The organism is Cryobacterium glaciale (genome assembly GCF_004402535.1).
Taxonomy (GTDB): Bacteria; Actinomycetota; Actinomycetes; order Actinomycetales; family Microbacteriaceae; genus Cryobacterium; species Cryobacterium glaciale.
This window is the reverse complement of record NZ_SOEY01000006.1, coordinates 347,090-373,902: the sequence shown is the minus strand read 5'-3', so window position 1 is coordinate 373,902 and position 26,813 is coordinate 347,090. Positions and strand designations below refer to the sequence as shown.

20 protein-coding genes are annotated in these 26,813 nt (G+C 66.7%); 10 read left to right on the top strand and 10 right to left on the bottom strand.

Going from position 1 to position 26,813, the window contains the following annotated elements:
• Position 1 precedes the first annotated feature (1 nt).
• The gene (locus E3O06_RS03490) at positions 2-1,210 is read left to right on the top strand and encodes a benzoate/H(+) symporter BenE family transporter (protein ID WP_134501589.1); all 1,209 of its coding nucleotides are present in this window, start codon (positions 2-4) and stop codon (positions 1,208-1,210) included.
• On the opposite strand, the gene E3O06_RS03485 is transcribed toward E3O06_RS03490, so the two are convergent.
• Together E3O06_RS03485 and E3O06_RS03480 are read right to left on the bottom strand one after the other, a co-directional pair.
• Entirely contained in the window at positions 1,207-1,908 is a 702-nt protein-coding gene (locus E3O06_RS03485; protein WP_134501588.1) for a hypothetical protein, read from the bottom strand. The two genes, E3O06_RS03490 and E3O06_RS03485, sit on opposite strands and share 4 nt — an antisense overlap.
• Positions 1,909-2,050: 142 nt before the next feature.
• Positions 2,051-4,114: a M3 family metallopeptidase gene (locus E3O06_RS03480; RefSeq protein WP_134501587.1), complete on the bottom strand. Its 2,064-nt coding sequence runs from the start codon at positions 4,112-4,114 to the stop codon at positions 2,051-2,053.
• Positions 4,115-4,164: 50 nt separating this feature from the next.
• On the opposite strand from E3O06_RS03480, the gene E3O06_RS03475 reads away from it, so the two are divergent.
• Complete coding sequence (locus E3O06_RS03475; RefSeq protein ID WP_134501586.1) at positions 4,165-4,998, top strand: methyltransferase domain-containing protein; 834 nt, start codon at positions 4,165-4,167, stop codon at positions 4,996-4,998.
• Between the two features lie 37 nt (positions 4,999-5,035).
• Here E3O06_RS03475 and E3O06_RS03470 read toward each other — a convergent pair whose 3' ends face one another.
• The 7 genes from E3O06_RS03470 to E3O06_RS03440 form a co-directional block, all read right to left on the bottom strand.
• A complete protein-coding gene (locus E3O06_RS03470; RefSeq protein ID WP_134501585.1) occupies positions 5,036-5,305 on the bottom strand; it encodes a hypothetical protein in 270 nt (89 codons plus the stop codon).
• Positions 5,306-5,308: 3 nt separating this feature from the next.
• Positions 5,309-5,755 (bottom strand): GNAT family N-acetyltransferase, encoded by a 447-nt coding sequence (locus E3O06_RS03465; RefSeq protein WP_134501584.1) that lies wholly within the window; start codon positions 5,753-5,755, stop codon positions 5,309-5,311.
• Between the two features lie 8 nt (positions 5,756-5,763).
• Positions 5,764-8,358, bottom strand: a complete 2,595-nt coding sequence (gene valS / locus E3O06_RS03460) for a valine--tRNA ligase (protein ID WP_194087782.1) — start codon at positions 8,356-8,358, stop codon at positions 5,764-5,766.
• Positions 8,359-8,481: 123 nt separating this feature from the next.
• Positions 8,482-10,131 carry a dipeptide ABC transporter ATP-binding protein gene (locus tag E3O06_RS03455; RefSeq protein WP_338144795.1) on the bottom strand — a complete coding sequence of 550 codons (1,650 nt, stop codon included), beginning with the start codon at positions 10,129-10,131 and terminating at the stop codon, positions 8,482-8,484.
• Complete coding sequence (locus E3O06_RS03450; RefSeq protein ID WP_134501582.1) at positions 10,128-10,997, bottom strand: ABC transporter permease; 870 nt, start codon at positions 10,995-10,997, stop codon at positions 10,128-10,130. The genes E3O06_RS03455 and E3O06_RS03450 overlap by 4 nt, the downstream gene beginning before the upstream one ends.
• Positions 10,994-11,959, bottom strand: coding sequence for an ABC transporter permease (locus E3O06_RS03445; RefSeq protein ID WP_198415769.1), 966 nt, complete (start codon positions 11,957-11,959; stop codon positions 10,994-10,996). Before E3O06_RS03445 ends, E3O06_RS03450 begins: the two co-directional genes overlap by 4 nt.
• A complete protein-coding gene (locus tag E3O06_RS03440; protein ID WP_134501682.1) occupies positions 11,944-13,596 on the bottom strand; it encodes an ABC transporter substrate-binding protein in 1,653 nt (550 codons plus the stop codon). The genes E3O06_RS03445 and E3O06_RS03440 overlap by 16 nt, the downstream gene beginning before the upstream one ends.
• A 281-nt stretch (positions 13,597-13,877) precedes the next feature.
• Between E3O06_RS03440 and ileS the strand changes: the two genes are divergently transcribed.
• The 4 genes from ileS to ndk all read left to right on the top strand — a co-directional run bounded on the left by ileS (position 13,878) and on the right by ndk (position 19,528).
• The gene (ileS, locus tag E3O06_RS03435; protein ID WP_134501681.1) at positions 13,878-17,285 is read left to right on the top strand and encodes an isoleucine--tRNA ligase; all 3,408 of its coding nucleotides are present in this window, start codon (positions 13,878-13,880) and stop codon (positions 17,283-17,285) included.
• Positions 17,286-17,364: 79 nt separating this feature from the next.
• Positions 17,365-18,735 (top strand): bifunctional folylpolyglutamate synthase/dihydrofolate synthase, encoded by a 1,371-nt coding sequence (locus E3O06_RS03430; RefSeq protein WP_134501680.1) that lies wholly within the window; start codon positions 17,365-17,367, stop codon positions 18,733-18,735.
• Positions 18,732-19,109 carry a DUF4233 domain-containing protein gene (locus tag E3O06_RS03425; protein WP_166788081.1) on the top strand — a complete coding sequence of 126 codons (378 nt, stop codon included), beginning with the start codon at positions 18,732-18,734 and terminating at the stop codon, positions 19,107-19,109. The genes E3O06_RS03430 and E3O06_RS03425 overlap by 4 nt, the downstream gene beginning before the upstream one ends.
• Positions 19,106-19,528, top strand: coding sequence for a nucleoside-diphosphate kinase (gene ndk / locus E3O06_RS03420; RefSeq protein ID WP_134501580.1), 423 nt, complete (start codon positions 19,106-19,108; stop codon positions 19,526-19,528). The genes E3O06_RS03425 and ndk overlap by 4 nt, the downstream gene beginning before the upstream one ends.
• Before the next feature lie 55 nt (positions 19,529-19,583).
• On the opposite strand, the gene E3O06_RS03415 is transcribed toward ndk, so the two are convergent.
• Positions 19,584-20,147, bottom strand: a complete 564-nt coding sequence (locus tag E3O06_RS03415; RefSeq protein WP_241979838.1) for a vitamin K epoxide reductase family protein — start codon at positions 20,145-20,147, stop codon at positions 19,584-19,586.
• A 413-nt stretch (positions 20,148-20,560) separates the two neighbouring features.
• Between E3O06_RS03415 and E3O06_RS03410 the strand changes: the two genes are divergently transcribed.
• From E3O06_RS03410 to E3O06_RS03395, 4 genes are all read left to right on the top strand, one after another.
• The gene (locus E3O06_RS03410) at positions 20,561-23,488 is read left to right on the top strand and encodes an Rne/Rng family ribonuclease (protein ID WP_134501678.1); all 2,928 of its coding nucleotides are present in this window, start codon (positions 20,561-20,563) and stop codon (positions 23,486-23,488) included.
• Between the two features lie 92 nt (positions 23,489-23,580).
• A complete protein-coding gene (locus tag E3O06_RS03405; protein ID WP_241979837.1) occupies positions 23,581-24,555 on the top strand; it encodes a permease in 975 nt (324 codons plus the stop codon).
• Positions 24,545-25,324: a TIGR03943 family putative permease subunit gene (locus E3O06_RS03400; RefSeq protein ID WP_241979836.1), complete on the top strand. Its 780-nt coding sequence runs from the start codon at positions 24,545-24,547 to the stop codon at positions 25,322-25,324. Before E3O06_RS03405 ends, E3O06_RS03400 begins: the two co-directional genes overlap by 11 nt.
• Positions 25,314-26,801, top strand: coding sequence for a hypothetical protein (locus tag E3O06_RS03395; protein ID WP_134501578.1), 1,488 nt, complete (start codon positions 25,314-25,316; stop codon positions 26,799-26,801). Before E3O06_RS03400 ends, E3O06_RS03395 begins: the two co-directional genes overlap by 11 nt.
• Positions 26,802-26,813: the final 12 nt, after the last annotated feature.

The window sequence follows — 26,813 nt, the reverse complement described above, 5'->3', positions numbered from 1 at the left end:
CATGAGTGCAGGGGCGTTGAAGGAGAGCGCGACCGGCGGCGGGCGCGAACTGGTGCAGCCGATTTCGACCGGTATCGTCGCTGCCATCACGGGGTTCGCGAGTTCGTTCGTGCTGGTCATCGCGGGTCTGCGCGCGGTCGGTGCCTCCGAGGCGCAGGCATCCTCGGGACTGCTGACCCTGTGCATCCTGGTGGGGGTGGCCTGCATCGCCCTGCCCTGGTATTTTCGAATGCCCATTTCGTTTGCCTGGTCCACTCCCGGCGCCGCACTCCTGGTCGCGGCGGGTGCCACGACCGATGATTTCGGCGCGGCCGTCGGTGCTTTTCTGGTCTGCGGTGCGCTCATCGCCCTGTGCGGCTTGTGGCCGGCGCTCGGTCGGGCCATCACCAGCATCCCGAAGCCCCTGGCCGGGTCGATGCTGGCGGGCATCCTTTTTCCCATCTGCCTGGCTCCCATTCAAGCGTCCATCGAGCAACCGCTCCTGGCTCTGCCCGTGGTGCTGGTCTGGCTGATGCTCTACCGGCTGGCCCCGCGCTGGGCGGTTCCGGCCGCGATGGTCGTTGCGGCGGTCGGCATTGGCCTGACGGCCGGAACTGACTGGCTGAGCGCGCCGACATCCGCTCCCGCTGCGGTTTTCGTCGCTCCACTCTTCGACCCGCTGGTGATCGTGAGCCTGGGACTGCCGTTGTTCGTCGTGACGATGGCGGGCCAGAACGTTCCCGGTTTCGCCGTGTTGTCGACCTTCGGCTATCGGCCGCCGCCGCGTTCGGTTTTGGTCTGGTCAGGGGCTGGAACCATGGTCGGCTCCGTATTCGGCGCGCACAATATCAACCTCGCGGCGATCACGGCGGCGCTCATGGCCAGCCCGGATGCCCACCGCGACCCGTCCAAACGTTGGATCGCGACGGTCGCGTCGGGATTCGGCTATCTGGTGCTCGGTCTCGGTGCCGGCCTCGCGACGGCGCTTGTGGCGGCGTCACCGCCGATCCTCATCATCGCCGTGGCCGGCCTCGCGCTTCTCGGCGCCCTGGTCACGAGCGTCACGGGTGCGCTGGAGCAACCCGAGCATCGCATCAGCGCGATTGCGACGTTCCTGGTTACGGCCTCCGGCATCACCATCGTCGGTATCGGGTCGGCGTTCTGGGGCCTCGTTGTCGGGGGAGCGTTCATGCTCTGGCTGGGTTGGCGCACGCCCCGCGCAGTGAGCTAACCTTTTTTCTCGGGAGAATGTGATTGCCGCATCGCATTTTCGCTCGCGCGGCCGAGTGCCGTGCGCACGAGGATTCCGGAAGCGGTGCGCTCAAAGGTCAGCACCGACAACGCTGCGGCGAGTGCCATGATAGCGCCCGTAGCCTCGAGACCCTCCTCGAGGCCCAGCAGAAGATGGTACGGCAGGCTGGCCCGGTCAGTATCGTCAACGTGCCCGCCGACCGCCAGACCGCCAAGGGTTTCGAAGCCGACCGCTCCGAGCAGGTAGAGCAGGCCGGCGACAATCAGACGCCGGCGCAGTCGCCGATCGATCCGGCGGGAAATCCACAGCACGGTCAGGCCGATGACGACGGCCAGTGGTACGCCGACGGAGAGCCAGGCGAAAGTCAGTCCGGTGCCGAGATCGAATCGTGCGAGCTTCTCATGGAGTTGAGCGACCTCATCGGCTGACATCAGCAGGGTGATGGCAGCCAGAATGAAGTATGCCGCCCCCCGTTCTGCGTCGTTCCGGGTGGCAAACCCGATGACAGAGAGCGTCAGCCCAATACTGGCCAGGAGCAGGCCCGAACTCCACGCCCACAGGTTCGCCTCCGCGTCCGCGTAGAGCAGACTGCCCAGACCGCTCAGAATCCGCCAGCCTGGCGCCTCCCTGTCGATGTTCTCGCGCAGGTAATGAAAGACCAACCCAGCGATCAGCATCAGAGCGAAGACGGCAGCTGTGCACCAAAGAAGCCACCGCGACCCCGTGCCCGGTATGAGACCTGTCGGAACGTCCATGGCCCCGTAGCCTACGGCGGGCACACCGTGCGCACATCCTCCATGCTGAGGGTGTGCGGGACCTCTAGTTCAGCCCGCGTCGGTTTAGCAGCGGTTGCAGATCGGCGTCGCGGCCGCGCCAGTGGCGGTAGGCCTCCAAGGGATCTTTCGTGCCACCGACTCCGAGCAGGCGATCACGAAAAAGATCGCCGTTCGCGCGGTTCAGGCCGCCATTCTCCTTGAACCATTCGACGGTGTCGGCGTCGAGTACCTCGCTCCAGATGTAGGAGTAGTAGCCGGCGTCGTAGCCCCCCGAGAACGTGTGCGCGAAGTAGCTGCTCGCGTAGCGGGTGGGAACGGCCGGATTGTCGAGACCGACGGAGGTGAGGACATCCGCTTCGAACCGGGCGACGTCGGTGACGATCGTGTCGGCGTCGATGCGGTGCCAGGCCTGATCCAGCAGTGCGGCGGCGAGGTATTCGCTGGTCAGGAAACCCTCGTTGAAGGCCGACGACGCCTGGATGCGGTCGACGAGTTGCTGCGGCATCGCTTCATTGGTCTCGTAGTGGCGGGCGTAGTTGGCGAGCACTTCGGGCCAGAGCATCCACATCTCGTTGACCTGGCTCGGGAATTCCACAAAGTCGCGGTAGACGTTGGTGCCGGAGAACTTGGGGTAGGTGGCGCGGGCGAGCAACCCGTGCAGGGCATGGCCGAACTCGTGGAACAGGGTGGTGACCTGGTCGTAGGTGAGCAGGGTGGGCTGGCCGGCAGCCGGTTTGGACACGTTGAGGTTATTGCAGACCACGGTCGTCTCGGTTCCAAGCAGCGTCGACTGTGAGACCAGGGCGTTCATCCAGGCCCCGCCGCGCTTGGAATCACGGGTGTAGAAGTCGCCGATATACAGCCCGACGGCAGAGCCGTCCTCGGCGGTGACCTCGAAGACGCGCGATTCGGGGTGCCAGCCGACCAGGTCGGGCCGAGCGGTGAAGGTGAGGCCGTACAGCCGGTTGGCCGCAAAGAACACTCCGTTCTGCAGCACGCTCTCCAGCTCGAAGTAGGGGCGCATGGCGGCGGTGTCGACGTCATACTTCGCCCGGCGCACCTTCTCGGTGTAGAACGCCCAGTCCCACGCTGCCAGCTCGAAACCGCCGCCCTCGGTGTCGATCACGGCCTGCAGGTCGGCCTGCTCGGCGAGGGCATTGCGGGCGGCGGCCGGGACAAGACGCCCGAGCAGATCCCAGACAGCACCGGGCGTCTGGGCGGTCTCATCGGCGGTCACATAGGCAGCATGGCTGTCGAACCCGAGCAGGCGGGCCCGTCGGGCGCGCAGATGCGTGATCTCGATCACGAGGGGCCGGTTGTCGTTGGCGTTGCCTGAAACAGCAGAGCGGATGCCGCGAGCCCGGCTCGCCGCGAGCAACCGTTCGCGCACCCCTCGATTGGTCAGGCTCGCGAGGTACGGGTGGGACGTGGGGAGCACCAGGCTGATCAGGTATTTGCCGTCGATCTGGCGTTCCCGGGCAGCCTCGGCGGCCGCCGAGATCTCGCCCTCGGTCAGGCCGTCGAGCTCGGCCACGTCGTTGAGAACGAGCGCGAGGTCATTGGTCTCGGCCAGCAGATTCTTTTCAAACCGTGTGGTGAGGGTCGACAGCCGCGAGTTGAATTCACGTAGCGCCTGCTTGTCGTCGTCGCTCAGGCCGGCCCCGGCCAGTGTGAACTCGGTGAAATATCGATCGATCAGGTAGAGCGACTCGGCATCGAGATCAAGGCGTGACCGCTCGGCGTGCAGGGCGGTGATGCGCGCGTAGAGGAGGGGATCGAGCCGGATGGCGTCGGCGTGGGCGGCGAGCAGCGGTGCGAGTTCTTCTTCCAAGTCAGTGGTGAATTCACTGGAGTCGGAGGAACTCTGGTTGAAGAAGACCTCGGCGACCCGCGCCAGCGTCTGCCCGCTGCGCTCGAGGGCGACGAGCGTGTTCTCGAAGGTGGGAGCATCCGCTGTGGCGGTGATGGCGTCGATCTCGGCGCGCTGCTCGGTCATGCCTTGCAGAAAAGCGGGCCGGTAGTGCTCGTCGGTAATGGCGGCGAAGGGCGGCAGCTGGTAGGGCAGCGTGCTGCGGGCGAAGAATGGATTGTTCGCGGAGGAGGCCATGCCTCCACCCTAACCACCGCGGTCGCTCCGGCGGCGCGTAGGATCTGACCATGACACACCTGACCGGCAATTCTGAGTCCGCCCCACGCGACGAATACATCCACGGTCACCACGAGAGCGTGCTCCGCTCCCACACCTGGCGCACGGTCGCGAACTCGGCGGCCTACCTCATTCCGGAATTGCGCATCGGGGGTGTGTTGCTCGATGTGGGCTGCGGCCCGGGCACGATCACGGTCGATCTGGCCCGGCGACTCGCTCCCGGACGGGTCGTCGGCATCGACGCGTCAACCGAGATCGTTGAGCGTGCAGCCGGCCTGGCCGCCGACGAACGGGTGCACAACGCGAGTTTTCAGGTCGGTGACGTCTATGCGCTCGACTTCGCCGACGCAACCTTCGACATCGTGCACGCCCACCAGGTTCTGCAGCACCTGGCTGATCCGGTCGCAGCGATGGCCGAGATTCACCGGGTGCTGCGGCCCGGGGGTGTGTTCGCCGCCCGCGACGTGGACTATGGGGGCGTCATGATCGCGCCGACCATCGACGGCCTGGTCGACTGGATGCGGGTCTACCGCGAGGTGCACTACTGGAACGGCGGCGACCCGGACGCCGGGCGGTCGCTCAAGGCCTGGGCACGGCGGGCCGGTTTCACCGACGTGACCAGCAGCGCATCCGTCTGGTGTTTCGCGTCTGATGCGCAGCGCGAGTGGTGGGGGGAATCGTGGGCGGTGCGGGTGACCGAATCCAGCTTTGCGGCCCACGCCATCGAATCGGGGGTGGCTGATCTGGCCGATCTCAAGCGAATGGCGGCGGCCTGGCGGGAGTGGGTGCGTGACCCCGACGGTTGGTTCGGCATGCCGCACGGCGAGATCCTGGCTCGCGCCTGAGATCGACGCGCCGGCCGGCACAGCTACCTCTTAAAGGTCAGATCCAGTCCTCGTCGTCGTCATCGCTGCTCGTTGACGGCTGCGTGATGGTCGCGCTGTCGTCCACCGGGTTGAAGCGGATGACGGTGCCGTCGTCGAGCTCGATCACCGGCTTGGCCTCCAGCCAGGTCAGCGTCCAGCGCCAGGTGCTGGTGTCGACGGCGAGAGCAGTGAGGTCGTCTTCGACGGCCTTGACGGCGATCTCGACGACGTGTGGAAGTCCGGTCGGCAGTGTGCCGCCGAGGGTCCACCGGGTGCCCAGCTGCATGGTCTAGACGTCGATCTCGTAGGTGACCCAGTCGGTGCGCGTACCGAGCTGGTCGTAGAGTACCTGCGCGGTCGCATTGTCGGCCGCGGTCAACAGCTGCACCTGGGCCAGCTTGTGCTGACGCGCATAGGCCTTGGTGAATTCCATCAACAGGGTGCCGACGCCCTTGCCGCGGGCATCTTCGGCAACGAAGAGGTCGTCGAGGAACAGGGCGAGGTCACCGCTGAGGGTGCGCGGTACGGTGCGGTAGTGCGCGAAGCCGACGAAATCACCCGCGTCGTTGATCGCGACGGCACCGTCGAGGGAGTTGTTCGCGTCGATGATCCAGCTCCAGACCTGCAGGGCTTTCTGATCGGTCAGTTCGCTCTCGTAGAACGCGCTGTAGCCCTCGAACAGGCCCAGCCAGGCGAAAAAGTCTTTGTCGCCCAACGGGCGCACGGTTACTGACATCTGGTCTCCTAACTTTCCAACACTGTGGCGAACACGATGTCGGTCACAGCGAGTTCGCTGCCGTCGATAAAGGTCAATTCGTGAATCCGGCCGACCGCTTTGAGATCCGCGGCGGCCAGGGTGAGTAGTGCGATCTCGGCGGGTGCACCGCATATTACTGCGGAATCCACCTCGGATTTCTGCGATGCCTTCGCATCCGTCTTGGCGCGACGGATGCCGGTCAGCGCACGGCTGGCCAGATCGAGCAGGGCGATGTTGCCGGTGGCCACCGCATCGCTGCCGAGCAGGTCGGCCGCGACCGGCCACGGCGCGGTGTGCACCGAACCCTCGTTCGACCACGACCAGGCCTCTTCGGTCGCGAACGGAACGAACGGTGCGAACAGGCGCAGCAGGGTGGCCAGAGCGGTGCGCAGCGCCGCGACAGCGGATGCCTGCTCCGGTCCAGGCTCACCGTAGGCGCGCTCCTTGACGAGCTCGAGGTAGTCGTCGCAGAAAGTCCAGAAGAAGCTCTCCGTGGTTTCCAGCGCACGAGCGTGGTCGTAGTTCTCGAAGGCTGTCGTGGCCTGGGCGACGACCGCGGTGAGTCCCGCCAGCATGCTCTGGTCGACCGGTTCGGTGATCGGAGCCGTGCGGCTGCCCTGCGACATGGAAACGAACTTGCTCGCGTTGAGGATCTTGATGGCGAGGCGACGCCCGATCTTGATCTGCGTCGGGTTCTTCGGGTCGAAGGCCGCGTCGGTACCCAGACGAGAGGATGCCGCCCAGTAGCGCACCGCATCGGAACCGTGCAGCTCGAGCATGTCGGCCGGGGTGACCACGTTGCCCTTGGACTTCGACATCTTCTTGCGGTCGGGGTCCACGATGAAGCCGCTGAGCGCGGCGTGCTGCCACGGCGACGTGCCGTGCTGCTGCTCGGCGCGCAGCAGGGTCGAGAACAACCAGGTGCGAATGATGTCCTGGCCCTGCGGTCGCAGCGAATACGGGAAGACCAGGTTGAACAGCTCCGGGTCGCGCTCCCAGCCGCCGGCGAGCTGCGGGGTGAGTGAGGAAGTGGCCCAGGTATCCATGACGTCGACCTCGCCGACGAAGCCGCCGGCCTGGCCGCGCTGGCTTTCGGTGAAGCCGGGCGCGGCATCCGAGGAGGGGTCGACCGGCAGCAGGTCGCGGGTCGCCACGATCGGCTGGTCGAAGACCGGGTTGGCGTCGGCGTCGAGCGGGTACCAGACCGGCAGCGGCACGCCGAAGAAACGCTGGCGGGAGACGAGCCAGTCACCGGTGAGACCGTTGACCCAGTTCTCGTAGCGCACCTTCATGAATTCGGGGTGCCAGGCCAGTTCGGTGCCGTGCTCGAGCAGGCGCGCGCGCAGCTTCTCGTCGCGAGCGCCGTTGCGGATGTACCACTGCCGGGTGGAGACGATTTCGAGTGGCTTATCGCCCTTTTCGAAGAATTTGACCGCGTGCACGATCGGTTTCGGGTCGCCGATCAGGTTGCCGCTGCTGCGGAGCAGCTCCACGACGGCCTGCTTGGCCGAGAAGACGGTCTTTCCGGCGAGCTGCGCGTACGCGGCCCGGCCGGCGTCTGAGGTGATGGCGCCTGGAACCTCGGCGATGATGCGGCCGTCGAAACCCATGATGGCGCGGTTGGGCAGGTCGAGTTCCCGCCACCAGACCACGTCGGTCACGTCGCCGAAGGTGCAGATCATGGCGATTCCTGAGCCCTTGTCTTTCTGGGCGAGGTGGTGGGCGAGCACGGGGACCTCGACGCCGAACACCGGGGTCGTCACCGTGGTGCCGAACAGGTGCTTATAGCGCTCGTCATCGGGATGCGCGACGAGGGCGACGCAGGCCGGCAGCAGTTCGGGCCGGGTGGTCTCGATCTCGATGGTCGAACCGTCGGGCTTTGCGAATGACACCCGGTGGTACGCGGCGGGCATGTCCTTGTCTTCGAGCTCGGCCTGGGCGACAGCGGTGCGGAAGGTGACGTCCCACAGGGTGGGGGCCATGGCCTGGTAGGCCTCACCGCGTTCGACGTTGCCGAGAAACGCGAGCTGCGAGGTGAACAGGGCTTCCTGGCCGATGGTGCGGTAGGTCTGGGTCCAGTCGACGCTCAGGCCGAGGGTGCGCCAGAGCGCTTCGAACTGCTTCTCATCTTCTTTGGTGAGGGTTTCACACAGTTCGATGAAGTTGCGGCGGCTGATCGGCAGCTGGTCGGCGGCCTTGGAACTCTTGCCGTCGCCGCCCTCGAACGGTGGGACGAAATTCTCGGTATAGCCGAGCGACGGGTCGCAGCGCACGCCGTAGTAGTTCTGAACGCGCCGCTCGGTGGGCAGGCCGTTATCGTCCCAACCCATCGGGTAGAAGACGTTCTTGCCGCGCATCCGCTGAAATCGCGCCACAACATCGGTGTGGGTGTACGAGAACACGTGGCCGATGTGCAGCGAGCCCGATGCGGTCGGCGGGGGAGTGTCAATCGAGTAGATCGTTTCGCGGGTGGCGTTTTCGCGAGCGAACCGGTAGGTTCCGTCGCTCTCCCAACGGGTTTCCCATTTGGCTTCGAGCCCTTCGAGGGCGGGCTTTTCAGGGACGCGGTCAGCGTGGGTCATCATTCTCCGGTTCGGTATCCGGCACCGTGTCGATGGTGAGGTGCCTGAGTGTGCCTCTCTAATCTACCCGATCGGCCCTTTTCCCCCGAACGGGGGCTTCCGGCACGTTCGTCGGCGTGCTCTTCAGGCCGACAGACGGGGTACTGCGGCAAGCAACTGCATCGAATACGGATGCTGCGGCGCGGCGAACACGCGCGCCGCCGGCCCGCTTTCCACGAGGCATCCGGCTCGCATGACCGCAATCTCGTCGCTCACGTGCTGCACCACACCGAGGTCGTGCGAGATGAAGATCAGGCTGAGCCCGCGCTCCCTCTGCAGGTCGTCGAGCAGGTCGAGCACCTGTGCCTGCACGCTCACGTCGAGCGACGACACTGGTTCGTCACAGATGAGAATCTCGGGTCTGGCGGCCAGCGCTCGAGCGATGCCGACCCGTTGACGTTGCCCACCGGAGAGTTCGAGCGGGCGGCGGGGCAGCACGGCGGCGGCGAGGCCGACCTCGTCGAGCAGGGTCACGAGTCGAGCCGTGGTCAGCGGCGCGCGGCGCCGCTGAAGGAGCCCCAGCGCGTCGGTGAGGATCTCGGCGACGCTCCAGCGCGGATCGAACGAGCCGAGGGCATCCTGGTAGATGGCGCCGACGCTGGGACGGAGCCCGCGCCGGGTCTTCTCGCTCGCCGCGCTCCAGGGCTCGCCGAATACGCGCACCTCACCCCGCTCGGGCGCCAGGAGAGCGAGCAGCAGGCGTGCGGTCGTGGTCTTGCCGGAGCCGGACTCGCCCACGATTCCGAGGGTGGTCCCGCGCTGCAGCGCGAAGGAGACGTCGTCGACGGCGAGGTGCCGGCTGCCGTCCGGCCGGCGAAAACTCCTGGACAGGCCGATAGCTTCGAGCACGGCCGTGCTGGCGGGGGGAACGGCGCTCGGTATCGGGACTCGGGGCGGTGACGGGGCATCCGCTGCACGAAGGGTCAGGGACAGCCGAGTGCCGCGCGGCTTGTCGGCCGGGATCGCCGCGACCATGCGTCGGGTCTGCTCCCGTCGGGGCGACCCGAGAACCTGCCTGCTGCTTCCGGTCTCTACGAGCAGGCCGTCATGCATCACCGCGACCCGGTCGGCGATGCGGCTCACCACGGCGAGGTCATGACTGATCAGCAGCACGGCGGTGCCGGCCCTGGTGATCTGCTCGAGCAACGCCAGAATCTGTGCCTGCACGGTCACATCGAGCGCCGTTGTCGGCTCGTCGGCGATGAGCAGCGGCGGGTCCAGCGCGATCGCCGCGGCGATCAGGGCGCGTTGGCGTTCCCCGCCGGAGAGCTGCCCGGAGAGCTTCTGCACCTGCCGTGCGGGGTCGGGCAGGCCGACCGCGTCGAGCAGCTCGAGCACGCGACGTGCCCGGGCGGCGGCACCGAGGGTGGTGTGCAGGCGCAGCGAGTCGGCGATCTCCCGGCCGATCGGTCGCAGCGGGTCGAGCGAGACCAGGGCATCCTGCAGCACCAGGCCCACGTCCTTGCCCCGGCGGGCGCGCCAGGCACGGTCGGTCAGGCCCAGTACGTTCCGCCCGGCGAGTTCGAGCCGGTCGGCGCTGACCCGGGCGTTCGCCCCTGCGAGCCCGAGCAGGCTGCGCGCGGTCACGCTCTTGCCCGAGCCGGATTCGCCGACGATGGCGAGGCACTCGCCCCGGGCGATCTCAAACGAGACACCGCGAACGACCGGGTCGGCGCGGAAGCCGACCCGCAGATTGCGCACGGTCAGTGCGGCTGCGGGCTCGGTCATGCTCATGCGTGCCTCATTCGCCGGTCGATGCTGCGGCCGAGTACCGTGGCCGTCACGATGGTCAGCACGATGAACAGGCCCGGAAAGAAGCTCATCCACCAGGCCGAGGTGATGTAGGTGCGACCGGCCGAGAGCATGGCGCCCCACTCGGCGGTCGGCGGTTCGGCGCCCAGGCCAAGGTAACTGAGCGTCGCCGCCCAGACGATGGCCTGGCCGATGCCGAGAGTGGCCAGCACGAACAGCGGCGCGAGGGTGTTCGGCAGGATGTGGCGCAGCAGAATCTGCCAGCGGGTGCGGCCGAGCACGGTCGCCGCCTCGACGAAGGCTGTCGATCGCACCGAGATCAGCTGCGCGCGAATGATGCGGGCATAGCCGGGCGCGGTCGACAGGCCCACGGCTATTGTGGCGGTCACCACGCCGGGACCGTAGATGACGATGATCAGCAGCGCCAGGAGCAGCCCGGGAAACGCGAACAGCACCTCGAGGAAGCGGTTCACGGTGAAGTCCACGACGCGGCCAAGCATTCCGGCGAGGGTGCCGAGCACGATGCCGAGCCCCAACCCGATCGCCGTCGCGGCGGCGCCGATCAGGAGCGAGTACTGGGTGCCGTGCAGGATCCGGGTGTAAATATCCCGGCCCGACTCGTCGGTGCCGAAACCGTGCGCGAGCGTCGGCGGTTGAAACGCCGAGAGCGGATCGATGCCGAGTGGGTCCCCGGGGGCGAGAAGTTGCGGCCAGGCTGCCGCTACGACCAGGAACAGGGCGAGCACGCCCGCCACACCCTCGGCCGCTCCGATTCGGCGTGGCCGGCCGGGCTGGCTGGAGCGTGCTGCCCGGTCGGACAGTTCGGCCTGCACTTCGAGATCGCTCATGAAAGCCGCAATCGGGGATCGGCCAGGCGAGTGGCGGCATCCGTCAGCAGCGTCATGAGGATGTAGACGACCGCGACGATCATGACCACGCCGATCACCATCGGAACGTCTCGCAGGGTGACCGCGTTCAGCAGCGTGCGACCGAGCCCGGGGCGAGCGAAGATAGTCTCGACGACGACCGCGCCGCTGATCAACGAGCCGAACGCCCACCCGGAGAGGCTGATCGCCGGTAGCGAGGCGTGGCGCAGCGCGTGGGTCCAGAGCACTCCGCGCTCACTTTCGCCACGGGAACGGGCCGAGAGCACGAACGGGCTCTCCAGGGCCAGGAGCAGTGATTCGCGCATGATCTGGCCGAGAAAACCGGCCAGCGGTATGGCGAGGGTGAGCACCGGAAGTACCAGCCCGGTGGCACCGCCGGTGCTGACCGGCGGGAACACTCCGAGCCAGATGCTGAACACGACGATCAGCGAGGTCGCGAGCCAGAAATGCGGCAGGGCGGCCGCGACGGTCTCAAGGCCGGACCCCACCCGGGCCGCAACCGTGCCGCCGCGCGTCGACCAGGCGGCCAACGCGAGGGCCAGCAACCAGGCCAGGGCCAGGGCGAGAACGGCCAGCAGCAGGGTACCGCCGAGCTGACTGAGCACGAGCGGGCCGACGTCCTGATTGAGGGCGTAGGACCGGCCGAGGTCGCCGGTCGCGAGCCGACCGAGCTGGGCCAGATACTGCACCAGGACGGGCTGGTCGAAACCATATTCGTTGCGCACCATTGCGAGGGCTTCGGGCGAGGCCTGCGATCCGGGGCCGCCGAGCACCGCCTGGGCCGGATCGCCCGGAATGAGGCGCACCGCAAAGAAGGTGATCGAGGCCACCGCCCACAGCACGAAGACCGCCCCGCCGAGGCGGGCCGCCACCCGACCGATCACGCGCAGCGCGGCCCGGCGTGGGCCTACCGGTTCAGCCACGCGTCGTACAGTGTGGGAACGGCCACGGTCGGCAGGGTACGGAGGCCCACCACGTCGCCGCGCAGCAGGTAGTGATTCTGCTGGTCGTAGAGCGGCAGGAGGTAGAAACCCTCCAGGATGCGGTTCTGGGCGTCGGTGTAGAGGTCGCGGCGCTCGTCGGCATCCGTTGTGCGTGCCGCCGTCGTGAGCAGCGCATCGATTTCCGGGTCACTGACCTGGGCGAGATTGGCGAAGTACCCACTCGGCGCCGGCACGATGCTGTCGGAGTGATACAGGATGCGCAGCACGTCGGGGCCGACCTTGGTGTACGGCGCGCTCACGGCGTCGTAGTCGTTGGACGCGAGGGCGGCGTACCAGCTGGAGAGGTCCAGGGGAGCGAGTTTCACCTCGAAGCCGGTCTCCTTCGCGGTCGCCTGGATCTGTTCGAACACGCTCTGCTCGGCCGGAATGGACTGGTTTGTGCTCACCGGAAACTCCACCGACAGCCGCACGCCGTCTTTGACGCGGTACCCGTCGGCATCCGTTTCATTCCAGCCGGCGTCGTCGAGGAGTTCCGCGGCAGCAGCCGGGTCGTAGTCGAAGACGGCGGCGTTCGAGACGGCGGTGGCCTCAACGCTCGACAGCGCCGAGTACGACCGCGTGGCCGTGCCCTGGAACAGGCTCGAGACGGCGTCGTCGACGTTCGCCGTGCGGATGAACGCCTCGCGCACGCGCACATCGTCGAAGGGGGCCTGACCGGAGTTCAGTTCGATGCGGTTGGCGGCGCCGGGCCGGGGCGAGTCGAGATGGTCGATCGAATCGCTCTGCTCGGCCTGCACGATCGTGTCGGGCTGGGCGTTGTCGATCACGTCGACCTCGCCGGACTGCAGGGCGGCGTAGCGCGACGCCGAGTCGGGAATGAACCGCCAGATGACCTCGTCGAGGTAAGCGGGGCCGTCGTGGGCGGCATCCGCTGGCGGGGACGTGTAGTCGTCGTTCCGCACGAGGGTGATCGCGTTCTGCTTCACCCAGCTCTCCACGATGAATGGGCCGGTGCCAACGGGGCTCGCGCAGTTCTCGTCCTGGCTGCGTTCGAGGGCCGTCGGTGATTCCATCGCGAGCCAGGGCTGGGACAGGGACTCGAGCAGTGCGCTGTCCGGTTCGCTCAACGTGAAGCGCACGACGGTGGGGGAGACCGCCTCGACCGAGGCGACCTTGCCGAGGGCGAGGTATCCGGTGGACGAGAGCGTCGTCGGGTCCTGCAGGTGCGCGATGTTGGCCTGCACGGCTGCGGCGTCGAACACCGTACCGTCGGTGAAGGTCACGTCGTCCCGCAGGGTGAAGTCCCAGGTCAGGGCATCTCCGCTCGGGGTCCAGGACTCGGCCAGCCAGGGAATGATCTGGCCGGCGTCGTCGCGGGAAACGAGTGATTCGAGGTACTGGGCACTGACCAGCGCCTGGGGAAAGTTTCCGCCGACGTGCGGGTCGAGGCAGCTCGGTTCGGCGTCGCCCGAGGCGTAGGTGAGCGTGCCGCCGTCTTGCGGTTCACCGATGGGTTCGTTGGAGCCGGTCGGGGTGCAGCCGGCGACCAGCAGGCCAAGGGCGACGATGCCGGTCGTGGCGGCGAGCAGGCGGTGGGTACGGGCTGGGTGCCGCATTTGATTCTTCACCCCTCAACGTTAGGCCACGGCGGTCGATCGTCCGGTACGATTGAGTCGAATGACAGTGACTCGGCCATCACCGGGAAGTCTTCGGAAGAACAGATGCCTCCCTCGGGCGGCATTCCAGTAGAACCGAACGGGTCGGGCCCGTCACAGCCTCTGAACAAGCGGTCGCCCAGCGGTTTCGGGCGGCAAGCGAGGTGGTACCGCGGCGATTTCTACAGAATCGTTCGTCCTCGTGGAGCAGGGCCCCAGCGACCCGTCCCGGTAGGAGAAGCATTTTGTATCCCAAGAGCCGCACCACGACCCCCCATGGCACACGCGCCGAGGCCATCGTTCCCTCCCCGAACTTTCCCGCCCTCGAAAACGAGGTGCTCGAATTCTGGAAGAACGACGACACCTTCCAGGCCTCGATCGACGCACGCGCCGGCGCCGAGGAATGGACCTTCTACGACGGCCCGCCCTTCGCCAACGGCCTGCCCCACTACGGCCACCTGCTCACCGGCTACGCCAAGGACCTGTTCCCGAGATTCCAGACCATGCGCGGCAAGCAGGTGCACCGCCGCTTCGGCTGGGACACCCACGGCCTGCCCGCCGAGCTCGAAGCCGAACGCAAGCTCGGCATCACCGACAAGAGCCAGATCGAAGAGATGGGCCTCGCGGCGTTCAACGCGGTCGCCCGCGAATCCGTACTCGAGTACACCAAGGACTGGGAAGAGTACGTCACCCGCCAGGCCCGCTGGGTCGACTTCGAGAACGACTACAAGACCCTCGACATCACCTTCATGGAGTCGGTGATCTGGGCGTTCAAGCAACTGCACACCAAGGGGCTGGCCTACGAGGGCTACCGAGTGCTGCCCTATTGCTGGCGTGACCAGACCCCGCTCTCCAACCACGAACTGCGCATGGACGACGACGTCTACAAGATGCGCCAGGACCAGACCGTCACGGTCACCTTCCCGCTGATCGGCGCCAGGGCCGAGGCGCTCGGCCTCACCGCCGTGCGCGCCCTGGCCTGGACCACGACCCCGTGGACGCTCCCGACGAACTTCGCGCTCGCCGTGGGCCCCGAGATCGTCTATGCCGTCGTGCCGGCCGGTCCGAACGGCACGCCAGACGCCGAGGTGCTGCGTGAGGGCGCCGACTCGTCCGCTGAAGTACTCGGTGCCGAATACCTCATCGCGATCGACCTGGTCGGCAACTACGCCAAGGACCTCGGCTACGAGAGCGCAGCCGAGGCATCCGCTGCCGTGTCCCGCACCGTACTCGGCAGTGAGCTCGAGGGTGTCAGCTACGACCGCCTGTTCGACCACTACGCCGACGAATCAGTCTGGGGCACCCAGAACGCCTGGCGCATCCTCGTCGCGGACTACGTGACAACGAGCGACGGTACCGGCATCGTGCACCAGGCTCCCGCCTACGGCGAGGAGGACCAGAAGGTCTGTGAGGCCGCCGGGATCCCGGTCATCCTCTCGCTCGATGACGGTGGAAAGTTTCTCAGCGACATTCCCGAGGTGGCCGGCCAGCTCTGGAGCGACGCCAATAAGCCGCTCACCGCGCTGCTGAAGGCCAACGGCCGGCTCATCCGCCAGGCCAGCTACGAGCACTCCTACCCGCACTGCTGGCGCTGCCGCAACCCGCTCATCTACAAGGCCGTGTCGAGCTGGTTCGTGCGCGTCACCGATTTTCGCCCGCGCATGGTCGAGCTCAACCAGGAGGTGAACTGGGTTCCGGAGAACGTGAAGGACGGCCAGTTCGGCAAGTGGATCGGTAACGCACGCGACTGGTCGATCAGCCGCAACCGGTACTGGGGTTCACCCATCCCGGTCTGGAAAAGCGACGACCCCGATTACCCCCGCACGGATGTCTACGGCTCGCTCGACGAGTTGGCCGCCGACTTCGGGGTGCGCCCGACCGACCTGCACCGCCCGTACATCGACGAGCTGACCCGCCCGAACCCCGACGACCCCACCGGCCAGTCCACGATGCGCCGCATCACCGACGTGCTCGACGTCTGGTTCGATTCCGGCTCAATGCCGTTCGCACAGGTGCACTACCCCTTCGAGAACCGGGAATGGTTCGAAGCGCACAACCCGGCCGACTTCATCGTGGAATATATTGGCCAGACCCGCGGTTGGTTCTACCTGCTGCACGTGCTCTCCACCGCCCTGTTCGACCGGCCGGCGTTCAAGAACGTGATCAGCCACGGCATCGTGCTCGGCAACGACGGCCAGAAGATGAGCAAGTCGCTGCGCAACTATCCCGACGTCAACGAGGTCTTCGACCGTGACGGCGCCGACGCCATGCGCTGGTTCCTGATGAGCTCGCCGGTCCTGCGCGGCGGCAACCTCGTCGTTACAGAGGAGGGAATCCGTGAGGGCGCCCGGCAGGTCATGCTGCCGCTGTGGAGCACGTACTACTTTTTCTCCCTCTACGCCAACGCCTCCGGCCCCGACGGTGCCAGTGGCTACGAGGCCACCTGGCGCACCGACTCCACCGACGTGCTCGACCGCTACCTGCTCGCCAAGACCCGCGACCTCGTCGTCGGGGTCACGAACGACCTCGAAACCTTCGACAGCACCGTCGCCGCAGCGCGACTGCGTGACTTCGCCGACGTGCTCACCAACTGGTACGTGCGCCGGTCGCGTGACCGGTTCTGGGGCGGCGCCGCCGAAGGAGCTACCGCCCACGAAGCCTTCGACACCCTCTATACCGTGCTGGAAACCGTCTGCCGTGTTGCCGCTCCGCTGCTGCCGCTCGTCACCGAGCGCATCTGGCAGGGCCTCACCGGGGGCCGCAGCGTGCACCTCGAAGACTGGCCGGACGCCACCCTGTTCCCCGCCGACGACGAACTCGTCACCGCGATGGACCAGGTGCGTCTGATCAGCTCTACCGTGCTCTCGCTCCGCAAGCAGGCCGGCTTGCGGGTGCGCCTGCCGCTGACCAACCTCACCGTCGTTACCGGCAACACCGCAGCCTTGGCAGCGTTCGTCGCCATTCTCCGCGACGAGCTCAACGTGAAAACGGTCACGCTGATCGAACTCGAAGACGACAGCGCCGCCGCCTACGGTGTCACGAGCAAGCTCGTCGTCAACGCCCGCGCCGCCGGCCCCCGCCTCGGCAAGCAGGTGCAGCAGGTCATCAAGGCCGCTCGCGCCGGCGACTGGACCGAGACCGACGGCGTCGTCACAGCCGGCGGCATCGCCCTTGAACCGAGCGAGTACGAGCTGACCCTCGAAGCCAACAGCGACGCCGGGGACGGTGCAGCCGCCCTCGCGCTGCTGCCCGGCGGCGGTTTCGCGCTTCTCGCGACCGCCACAACGCCCGAGCTCGAGGCTGAGGGCTTCGCCCGCGACCTCATTCGGGCCGTGCAGGACACCCGCAAGTCGGCCGGTTTCCAGGTGAGCGACCGCATCCGTCTGGATCTGGTCTTTCAAAGCGAAGCGGATGCCGATTCCTTCGACCGCGCCCGGGGAGTCGACGTTGCGGCGGAAACCCTCGCCACGAATTTCACCACGCACCGCCCGTCGACCGGCGAATTCGCCGCCGAATTGCCGTCGGAGTGGCTGGAAGCGCGCATCGGCGCTCCGGTGGAACATTACGTTCGTTTTGAAGCCGACCACTATGTCAATCTGGGCGCCGTCATCGTGGCCGTCGCACGCGTGAACGGAGCAATCCTTGTCTGATAACACCCCCGCTGATAACCCCACTGACGACAGCTCCGACTGGAAGAACATCACCGGGCGCGGCGATGACGAGGAGCCGATGAACCAGCCGGCTCCCCTGGACGCCTTCCGCGAAGCCGGGGACGCCGTCTTCGCCGAGCTGCTGCTGCGGGTGGGGGAGGCCCAGCCGCAGCCGCGCCTCGCGCCGACCCGTCGCGCCCTCGACTTTCTCGGCGATCCGCAGACCTCGTACCCGATCATTCACGTGGCCGGCACCAACGGCAAGACCAGCACGAGCCGCCTGGTCGAGAGCATCGTGCGCGCCTACGGACTGCGCACCGGCCTGTTGACCAGCCCGCACCTGGTGCGGCTGAACGAGCGCATCGTCATCGACGGTGCACCGATCAGCGATCAGATCCTGGCCGCGAACTGGGCCGACATCCAGCCGTACCTGGGTCTCGTCGACAAAGAGCTTGAGGCCGCCGGCGAGGTGCCGCTGACCTTCTTCGAAGCCCTCACCGTGCTCGCCTTCGCCTGTTTCGCCGACGCGCCGGTTGATGTGGCCGTGATCGAGGTCGGGATGGGCGGCGAGTGGGATTCCACCAACGTCGCCGACGGCCAGGTCGCCGTCTTCACGCCGATCGCACTCGACCACACGCTGCGCCTGGGCACCACCGTAGCCGAGATCGCCCGCACCAAGAGCGGCATCATCAAGCCGGCAGCATCCGTGGTCTCGGCCGCCCAGAGCCCGGAAGTTCAGGCCGAACTCGACCGTGCTGCCGAGCTGAGCGAGTCGACACTCGCCCGCGAGAACGAGGGCTTCGAACTGCTCTCGAGCACCATCGCCGTCGGCGGCCAGGTCATCTCCGTGCGCGGCCTAGCCGGCACCTACAACGAGTTGTTCCTGCCGCTCTACGGCACCCACCAGGCCCAGAATGCGGCGCTGGCCATCGCCGCCGTCGAGTCGTTCCTCGGCGCTGGCAGCCAGGCCCTGGTCAGCGACCTGCTTGCCGAGGGGCTCGGCAGCGCGACCTCGCCCGGACGCCTGCAACTCGTCGGGATCGAACCGACCGTGCTCGTGGACGCCGCGCACAACCCGCACGGTGCCACGGCACTCGCCGCGGCGCTCGAGGCGTACTTCGACTTCGATGAGATCGCCGTGGTCGTCGGAATCCTCGCCGATAAGGACGCGCAGGGCATCGTCGCCGCCCTCGCCCCCCAGGTCGACCGGTTCTACGTCACCGAGCCGCACTCCGAGCGGGCCGTGCGCATGGACGACCTCGCCGACAATATCGCCGAGTGGACCAGCGACCAGGTCACCTTCCGCTTCGACGACCTGGCCGGCGCCCTCGACAGCGCCCGCGAGTGGGCCGCCGAGGCACCCAAACGGGCTGTGCTGGTCACCGGGTCCATCGTGCTCGTCGGCGAAGCGATCACCCTCGCCGCCGCCGGCGAATGGATGGAGAAGTGAGGGGGCCGCGCTCGGTCACACGCTCGCTCGCGACCATCCTGCTCGGCTTTGAAACCATCGTCGTCTTCCTGGGCGCAGTGGTCACCCTCGGGCTCGTGTCCGTGGCGACCGAGCCCGGCCCGGTCTCACCCCTCGCCGTGGTCATCGGCGGCGTGCTGCTCTGCCTCGCCATGGTCGCCCTGATCGCACTGCTGCGCTATCGCTGGTCCTATGCGATCGGCTGGCTGCTGCAGGCAGTCATCATCGCCACCGGGTTCGTCACCCCGGCCATGTTTTTCGTCGGCGCCCTGTTTGCCGCCATGTGGACCTACTGCATGATCACCGGCTCGAGAATAGATCACCCGCATCCGGATCAACACAAGGAGATTGAATGAACACCCCGATTGAAGAAACCCTCGTCTTGGTCAAGCCCGACGGCGTTGCCCGCAACCTGACCGGCGAGATTCTGCGCCGCATCGAGACCAAAGGCTACTCCCTGGTCGACGTGAAGCTCGTCGAACCCGACCGCTCGCTGCTCGCCGCGCACTATGCCGAGCACGAGGGCAAGCCGTTCTACGAGCCCCTCGTCGAATTCATGGAGAGCGGCCCCATCGTCGCGTTCCGCGTCGCGGGCAACCGGGTCATCGAGGGCTTCCGTGCCCTCGCCGGCACGACGGACCCCACGACCGCCGCGCCCGGCACCATCCGCGGTGACCTCGGCCGCGACTGGGGTTCCAAAGTGCAGCAGAATCTCGTGCACGGTTCGGATTCGCCCGAGTCCGCCGCACGCGAACTCGCGCTCTGGTTCGACTGATCACCGCCTAAAAAGCCCCCGTCTCGGTTCCGAGGCGGGGGTTTTCTGGTTCTGGCTACAGTCGGTTCACGACGTCCATGTTGACCTGCGCGACGATGAAGAACACGATGTAGCAGACGATCGTAATGACGAACATCCACGAGTAGGCAGCCTCCGCCAGGCGGCGAACGGATGCCCCACCCGGCAGATTGCCCACCGTGAAATTGTAGAGGGTCACGGCCAGGAAGGCCGGAATGGTCACCGCCCAGGTCACCATGCACCACGGGCAGAGCACGTCGAGCACGAAGATGCTCTGGCCGATCAACCAGATCACGAAGGTGATCGCGGCGAGCATGCCGACGTTCAGCCCCACCCAGAACCAGCGGGCGAATCGCGCCCCGGCCAATATCGCCATGCCGATCGTGATGACCACGCTCCAGGCGGCGAGCCCGATCAGCGGATTGGGAAAGCCCAGAATCGCGCCCTGCGGGGAGGAGAGATTGGTCGCGCAGCCGATGAGAACACTGAAGCTGCAGCTGAGCTGAGCGTTCGGATCCTCCAGCAGGTGGATCTTGTCGAGCGTGAGGGCGAAGGCCGCTGCAAACGCAATGATCCCGGCGATGATCAGGAAAATAGCCAAGCCGGTTGGACGTTGTGAACGGTCTGTCTGTGGCACTCTTGCGATTATGCCACGCGGGCGGCGTGGCTTTGTGCGATTACATGCGATAATCGTTGATAGTCGTTGAGCCGCGCTCAAGCAGACGCCACAGAGCTTAATGAGTACAGAGCTTAATGATTACAGGGCTTAATGATTACAGGGCTTGCCTGGGCAACAGTCGCCCAGAATTAGGGTCCCACGACCCGAAGTATTAGCAGCCAGAGCACAGCCCCCAGCACAGTTTCGACTGGCAACAGTTTCGAGTGACGCCAGGGGGCAAAGCCGGTTGCCGTAGTAAAAAATTCGCGGGGTTTGTCACGAAGGTGACAATCTCGCACGAGAGAGTAACCGGTGGGTGGCGCGGTCACCCACAGCGGTCAAGGAGCGCACCAGTGATGGTGGAAGACAACGAAAACAAGAAACGCAAGAGCCTGTTCGGCACTCGCAAATCAACCCGGAAGGCGCCGGTCTCTGCACCGACCGTGCAACCGGCAATCGAGGCGCCCGCTGTGCCGGTGGCCGAGGCCCCCGCGAAGGTGACCATCGCAGAGTACAACAACGTCACCGGAGCCCAGCAGATGATCGACGCCACGCCAGACGCCACGGCCGACGACCCGGCAGCCGCGCCGGTGCGCTCGTCCTTCTCCCTGCTTTTCCAGGCGCCGGAGATCCTGCCGATGCCGGCGCGTACCGGCATCCGCTCGTCGCAGCAGCAGTCGCACCAGGAACAGCACGAACTGGACGACGACGACGTGGAGGCCACGACGGTTCGTCGCCGGGCCCGTCGTCGCACCGGCGACGAGAACCGATCGGGAACCGACGACCCCGCCAACACGGTCGTCAAGGTGCGCGCACCGCGTGAACCCGAACTCATCACCGAACCCCAGCGCATCAAGGGGTCAACAAGGCTCGAAGCCAAGAAGCAGCGCCGCCGCGACGGCCGCGACGCCGGTCGCCGCCGCCCCGTCATCACGGAGGCCGAGTTCCTCGCCCGCCGTGAGTCCGTCGACCGCCTCATGGTCGTGCGTGCCAAGCACAACAAGATCCAGATCGGTGTGCTCGAAGACGGTGTGCTGGTCGAGCACTACGTCGCGAAGAACCAGGACGCCTCGCTCATCGGCAACGTCTACCTCGGCCGGGTGCAGAACGTGCTGCCGAGCATGGAAGCCGCGTTCGTCGACATCGGACGCGGCCGCAATGCCGTGCTGTACTCCGGTGAGGTCGACTGGGACGCCGCCGCCGAGAACTCCGGCACCAGCAACCAGGCCCGCCGCATCGAGCTCGCGCTCAAGCCCGGCGACAAGGTACTCGTGCAGGTGACCAAGGACCCGATCGGTCACAAGGGCGCCCGCCTCACCAGCCAGGTCTCCCTGCCCGGTCGCTACCTCGTCTACGTGCCCAACGGCTCGATGAACGGCATCAGCCGCAAACTCCCCGACACCGAACGGGCTCGCCTGAAGAAGATCCTCAAGGAGGTTCTGCCCGACAATGTGGGCGTCATCGTGCGCACCGCCGCCGAGGGCGCCACCGACGAGCAGCTCACCGTGGACGTCAACCGGCTGCGTGAACAGTGGGCGAGCATCGCCGAACAGGTCGAGTCGGCGCAGGCGCCGGCCGAACTGCACAGCGAGCCCGACCTGCTGGTAAAAATCGTGCGCGACGTCTTCAACGAAGACTTCCAGCGCATGGTCGTGGCAGGTCCCGACGTGCGCGCCACGATCGAGACCTACCTCAGCCAGGTCGCACCCGACCTGCTCGAGCGGGTTGAAACCTACGAGGGCGAGGTCGATGCCTTCGACGAGTTCCGCATCTCGGAACAGATCGAGAAGGCCCTCGACCGCAAGGTCTGGCTGCCGTCCGGCGGATCCCTCGTGATCGACCGCACCGAGGCCATGACCGTCGTCGACGTCAATACCGGCAAGTTCGTCGGCAGCGGCGGAAACCTCGAAGAGACCGTCACCAAGAACAACCTCGAAGCGGCCGAAGAAATCGTGCGTCAGCTGCGACTGCGTGACATCGGCGGAATCATCGTCGTCGACTTCATCGACATGGTGCTCGAAACCAACCGCGACCTCGTGTCGCGTCGCTTGATCGAGTGTCTCAGCCGCGACCGCACCAAGCACCAGGTGGCTGAGGTCACCTCGCTCGGACTCGTGCAGATGACTCGTAAGAAGCTCGGCCTGGGCCTGCTGGAATCGTTCAGCGAGAACTGTGAGGCCTGCGCCGGCCGCGGCATTATTGTTCACCACGATCCGGTCGTGAAGCACCGCCAAACCGCGCAGCCGCCGCAGGAACGCCGCCCGCGCGCCAAGACCGGCAGTAGCGCGGCCAGCAACGGGTCCGGCAACTCCGGTTCCAGCAGCAATGGTGGTTCCAGTAACGGCTCGAACAACAGCCGGGACAGTTCCGGTCAGCGTGACGGTGGCCACCGTGACGCCCACTTCGGCGGGTCCGACGCACCGAAGAGCGGCCAGGGCACCCACGGCATCACCGAGGACGCCAAGCAGGCCCTCGCGCTCATCGCCGCCCGTACCATCACTCGTACCGGTTCCATCGCGATCGTCCCGGCGGCCGCTACCCGGGCAGCGGATGCCGACGCAACGGCCGTACCGCCGGTCACGGCTGCTCACACCGCCACCGAGCAGGCCGGAACCGAGCAAGCCAAGACCGAGCAAGCCAAGACCGAGCAGGCCGGCACCGAGCAACCGAGTGTCGAGCAGCCGAGTGCGGAACCGACCGGCCCCGAGCACCCCAGCACCGAGCGTTCGCGCGGCCGCCAGTCGCGTTCACGTGGTCAGAATGGGCGCGGCCAGCAGTCGCGGTCTGAACTGGCCCGCGCACGTCAGGCCAGCGTGGAACAGGCCAGCGTAGAACAGGCCAGCGTGCAGCAGGCCGAGCCGGCGGCATCCGCTGCCCGGGTTAGCGATCCGGTCAGCGAGCCAGTCGTTGACAGCCCCCCCGCCCCGGTAGCGGATGCCGCACCCCGCACCCGCGCCGGCCGCAGCACCCTCGCAGCCGGCGCACCGGCAGTTGGAACCTCGGCGGTCCAGGTGCCAGCGCCTGAACAGTCCGAGTCCGTCGACATCCTCGACATTCCGGTGAAGAAGTCGACACGCACCGCACGGCGCCCCAGCAAGCAGGTCACCGACCAGCTGCTGGACTCCGTGCTGGACTCGCTGCCCGAACCGAAACTGCCCGGCCAGGGACGCGGGCGCAGCCGCCGGGTCACGACCGCGGGCGGTGCCACCGGCCAGGCCATCCTGACCGCAACGGGCACGGCGACCGCTGCGTCATCATCCAGCCAGCCGCCGCACGGCGACTAGGCCCCGGCAACAAGTCAGACGGTAACGTAATCGGCGGGCAGCTCCCTCTCCTGCGGCGATGGCCACTCGGCCTCACCGCGGGGGTGTTGGTGGTGCTCGCCGTTTTCGTGCTGCGGGCGCTGTCACCGGCCTTCGTCGATGAGCAGCTGAGCGATTTCTCGCTGCCGGACCGGGTGCAGGACACCCTCACCCTCGCGATCAGCGTCATCATCGAATCGGTGCCCTTCGTCTTCCTGGGCATTCTGCTCTCGGCGGTCGTGCAGGTCTGGCTGCCGCACGGCGTGCTGGCGCGGCACCTGCCGCGCAACCCGATTCTACGCCGCGCGTCGATCTCACTGCTCGGCATGTTTTTTCCGGTCTGCGAGTGCGGCAACGTTCCGCTGGCCCGGGGATTCATGGTCGGCGGGTTCACCGTGTCGGAATCGATCACCTTTCTGCTCGCCGCGCCTATCTTGAACCCGATCACGATCATCACGACGCACCAGGCCTTCGGCTGGGACGGCCACATCCTGGTCGCCCGCCTGCTCGGCGGATTCCTCATCGCCAACGTGGTCGGCTGGCTGTTCAGCAAGCACCCCGACCCGCAAAGCCTGTTGACGAGCCGGTTCGCCGCAGCCTGCGCGATCGGCTCAACCAGTGGGCACGATCACCAGCACGACCGGGAGAGCCGGTTCAGCCGCACCACCGAGATTTTCATTCGTGAAACCTCGGTCATCATGCCGGCCCTGTTCATCGGTTCCGCCGTCGCCGCCCTCACCCAGGTGTTCGTTCCGCGATCGGTTTTGCTCGCCCTCGGCAGCAACCCGGTCTGGTCGGTGTTGGCCATGATGGCCCTGGCCTTCATCGTGGCGGTGTGCTCCAACGTCGACGCCTTCTTCGTGTTGTCCTTCGGCAGTACCTTCCTGCCCGGCGGCATCGTGGCGTTCCTGGTGTTCGGCGCCCTGATCGACGTCAAGATGCTCGCCCTCATGCGCACGACCTTCACGAGCCGCACCCTCCTGCAGATCACCGTCGTGGTGGGCCTGATGAGTGCGGCGCTCGGATTGCTGGTGAACTATGCTGCCTGACCAACGGATGCCGCCAGCCGCCGCCCTGCGCTACTGGGCCGAACGCTGGCAGGGCGTCGTGCTCAGTCTCGTAGTGGTCGTGGCGACCCTCTGGCTGGGTCTGAGCGGCCAGCTCGGGCTGTATATCCACCCGCGCTACTTCGTGTTCACGATCGCCATGGCCGTCATCGGGCTCGTGCTCGTGGGCGCCGGGTTCGCCCGGCGCCGCCACTTCGAGGTCGGGCACACCGGACGGTTCGAGACGACCCTGACCGGGGTGGGAGTCGTGCTGCTCCTGGTCATGGGAGTCGCCATGGTCGTCGTCCCGCCGACCACCCTGACCAGCGCGACGGCCACCCAGCGTGAGGTGAATTCCGGCGGACTGGGCACCGATGATGACGCCGAGCAGGCAGCGACGCTCATCGGCACCGGCGACTTCGAACAGCTCAGCGTGCGGGAGTGGGTGTCCCTGCTCGCTCAGTCGTCCGATCCTGCCTTCTACGCCGACAAGACCGCCCAGGTGATCGGATTTGTGACCCCCGACGCCCAGGACCCCGACAACGTCTTCTACGTCGCCCGGTTCGTGGTGACCTGTTGCGCCGTCGACGCGCAGCCGATCGGCGTTCCGGTCTACCTGCCGGGCTGGCAGGCCGAGTACGAGGTCGACGATTGGGTGCAGGTTACCGGCCGGTTCGACCCGAGCGTGAGTGCCACGGCGAGCGACCCGCTCGCGATCACCCCGGTCGAGATCGTCCCGGTGGACCAGCCGAATGATCCCTATGTCTACTGACCTGAACACTGATCTGCTCACGGGACAGCCGCTCCCGGCACGGTCGATGCGCCCCTTCCTCCGGTCCCTCTGGATGCTCGTTGGCGGTCTGGTCGTCGCTTGCCTCGCGCTCGTCGCCGTCAACCTGCTGAGCGGTCCGCGGCTCAGCGACGTCGAGGTCGACGCGACTGCCGTGGTCTCGTCCGCGAACGCGCGCCTGGTGCTGACGACTAACCGACAACTGGCCGACGTCACTCCGGAGCAGGTCGGTATTGAGCCCGCAGCACCGTTTCAGGTGACGACGAGCGGAAACTCCATCGTGATCTCCTTTCCGCAGCCGCTCGCCTACAACACCGACTATGCGGTCTCCGTGCGGGGGATCACCGGCACGGCCGTCGACCGACAATCGACCCTCAAGGCGTCGTTCAGTACGAGCGAACCGTCGCTGTACTACCTGAGCCGCGCGCAGCCGCCCGCCGAGGCCAGCACTCGAGGTGCCGACCGCATCCTGCGCACCACGACCGGTTCCACTGACACGGAGGTAGCGTTCGAGTCGGCGAACATCCAGCAGTTCGTCCCGATCGGCAGCGAACTCGCCGTCGTAACGGTCAACGCAGACCTGGCCAACACGTTCTACCGCGTCGACGCCGACGGCACCGCCGAAGTGCTCAACCTGCCGGGGACAGGCCTCGTGCACGACCTGCAGGCCGCGCCCGGCCAGTCTCTGCTCGGCTTTCGATTCACCAGCGCAGCGGATGCCGCCGGCCCGCACTACGACAACGTGCTGTTCGTGCTCGACCTGCGCACCAATGCCGCCAAGGCTGTTCCTGATCTCGACGGCGATCCCCTCAGCGTGACGACCTGGGGATTCATGGCCAATCGCGCCGACATCGTCGCGCGGCAATACGATTCGACGCTGCTGCTGATCAATCCGCTCGACCAGTCCGGCGGCAACCCGCTCGAGACCGAACCAGAACTCGAGCCAGCGGTTCCGCTCGGGCAATTCGCCAACCTCACCGCGTTCGCGCCCGACGGCGTGCGCATCGCCGTCTCCGACCGCGACGGCCAGTATGTGCTCGACCTGTCGCAGGGTACGGAGTCCGCCATCGTGCCGCAGAGCGTGGCCGGCACCACCCAGTACACGGCGGAACTGCGTTTCCTCGCCGGGGGAGCCGGCACGGACTCCGCCGGGTACGTGCAGCGTATCGCCGAGTTCGATGCCGCCACCGGTTCGGTGCGGCAGTATCTCTCGCTGGTGCAGGGTGGTGAGGCGCGCACCGTCTATGCGCCGGCATCCGCTTCAGAAACGATCGTCGGTTTCGAACTCTCCCCGAACGACCAGTTCCTGGCCGTGCAGATCGTGCCGAACCGCGACACCGAACTCTCCGACGGGTACCCGGTCAATACTCAGGCGACGGATGTGACCACCCTGTTCGTGAACGTGGCGACCGGTGAGGTGCGCCGCAGCGTGCTCGGGTTCGGCGCCACCTGGCACTAGGTGGCGACCGGT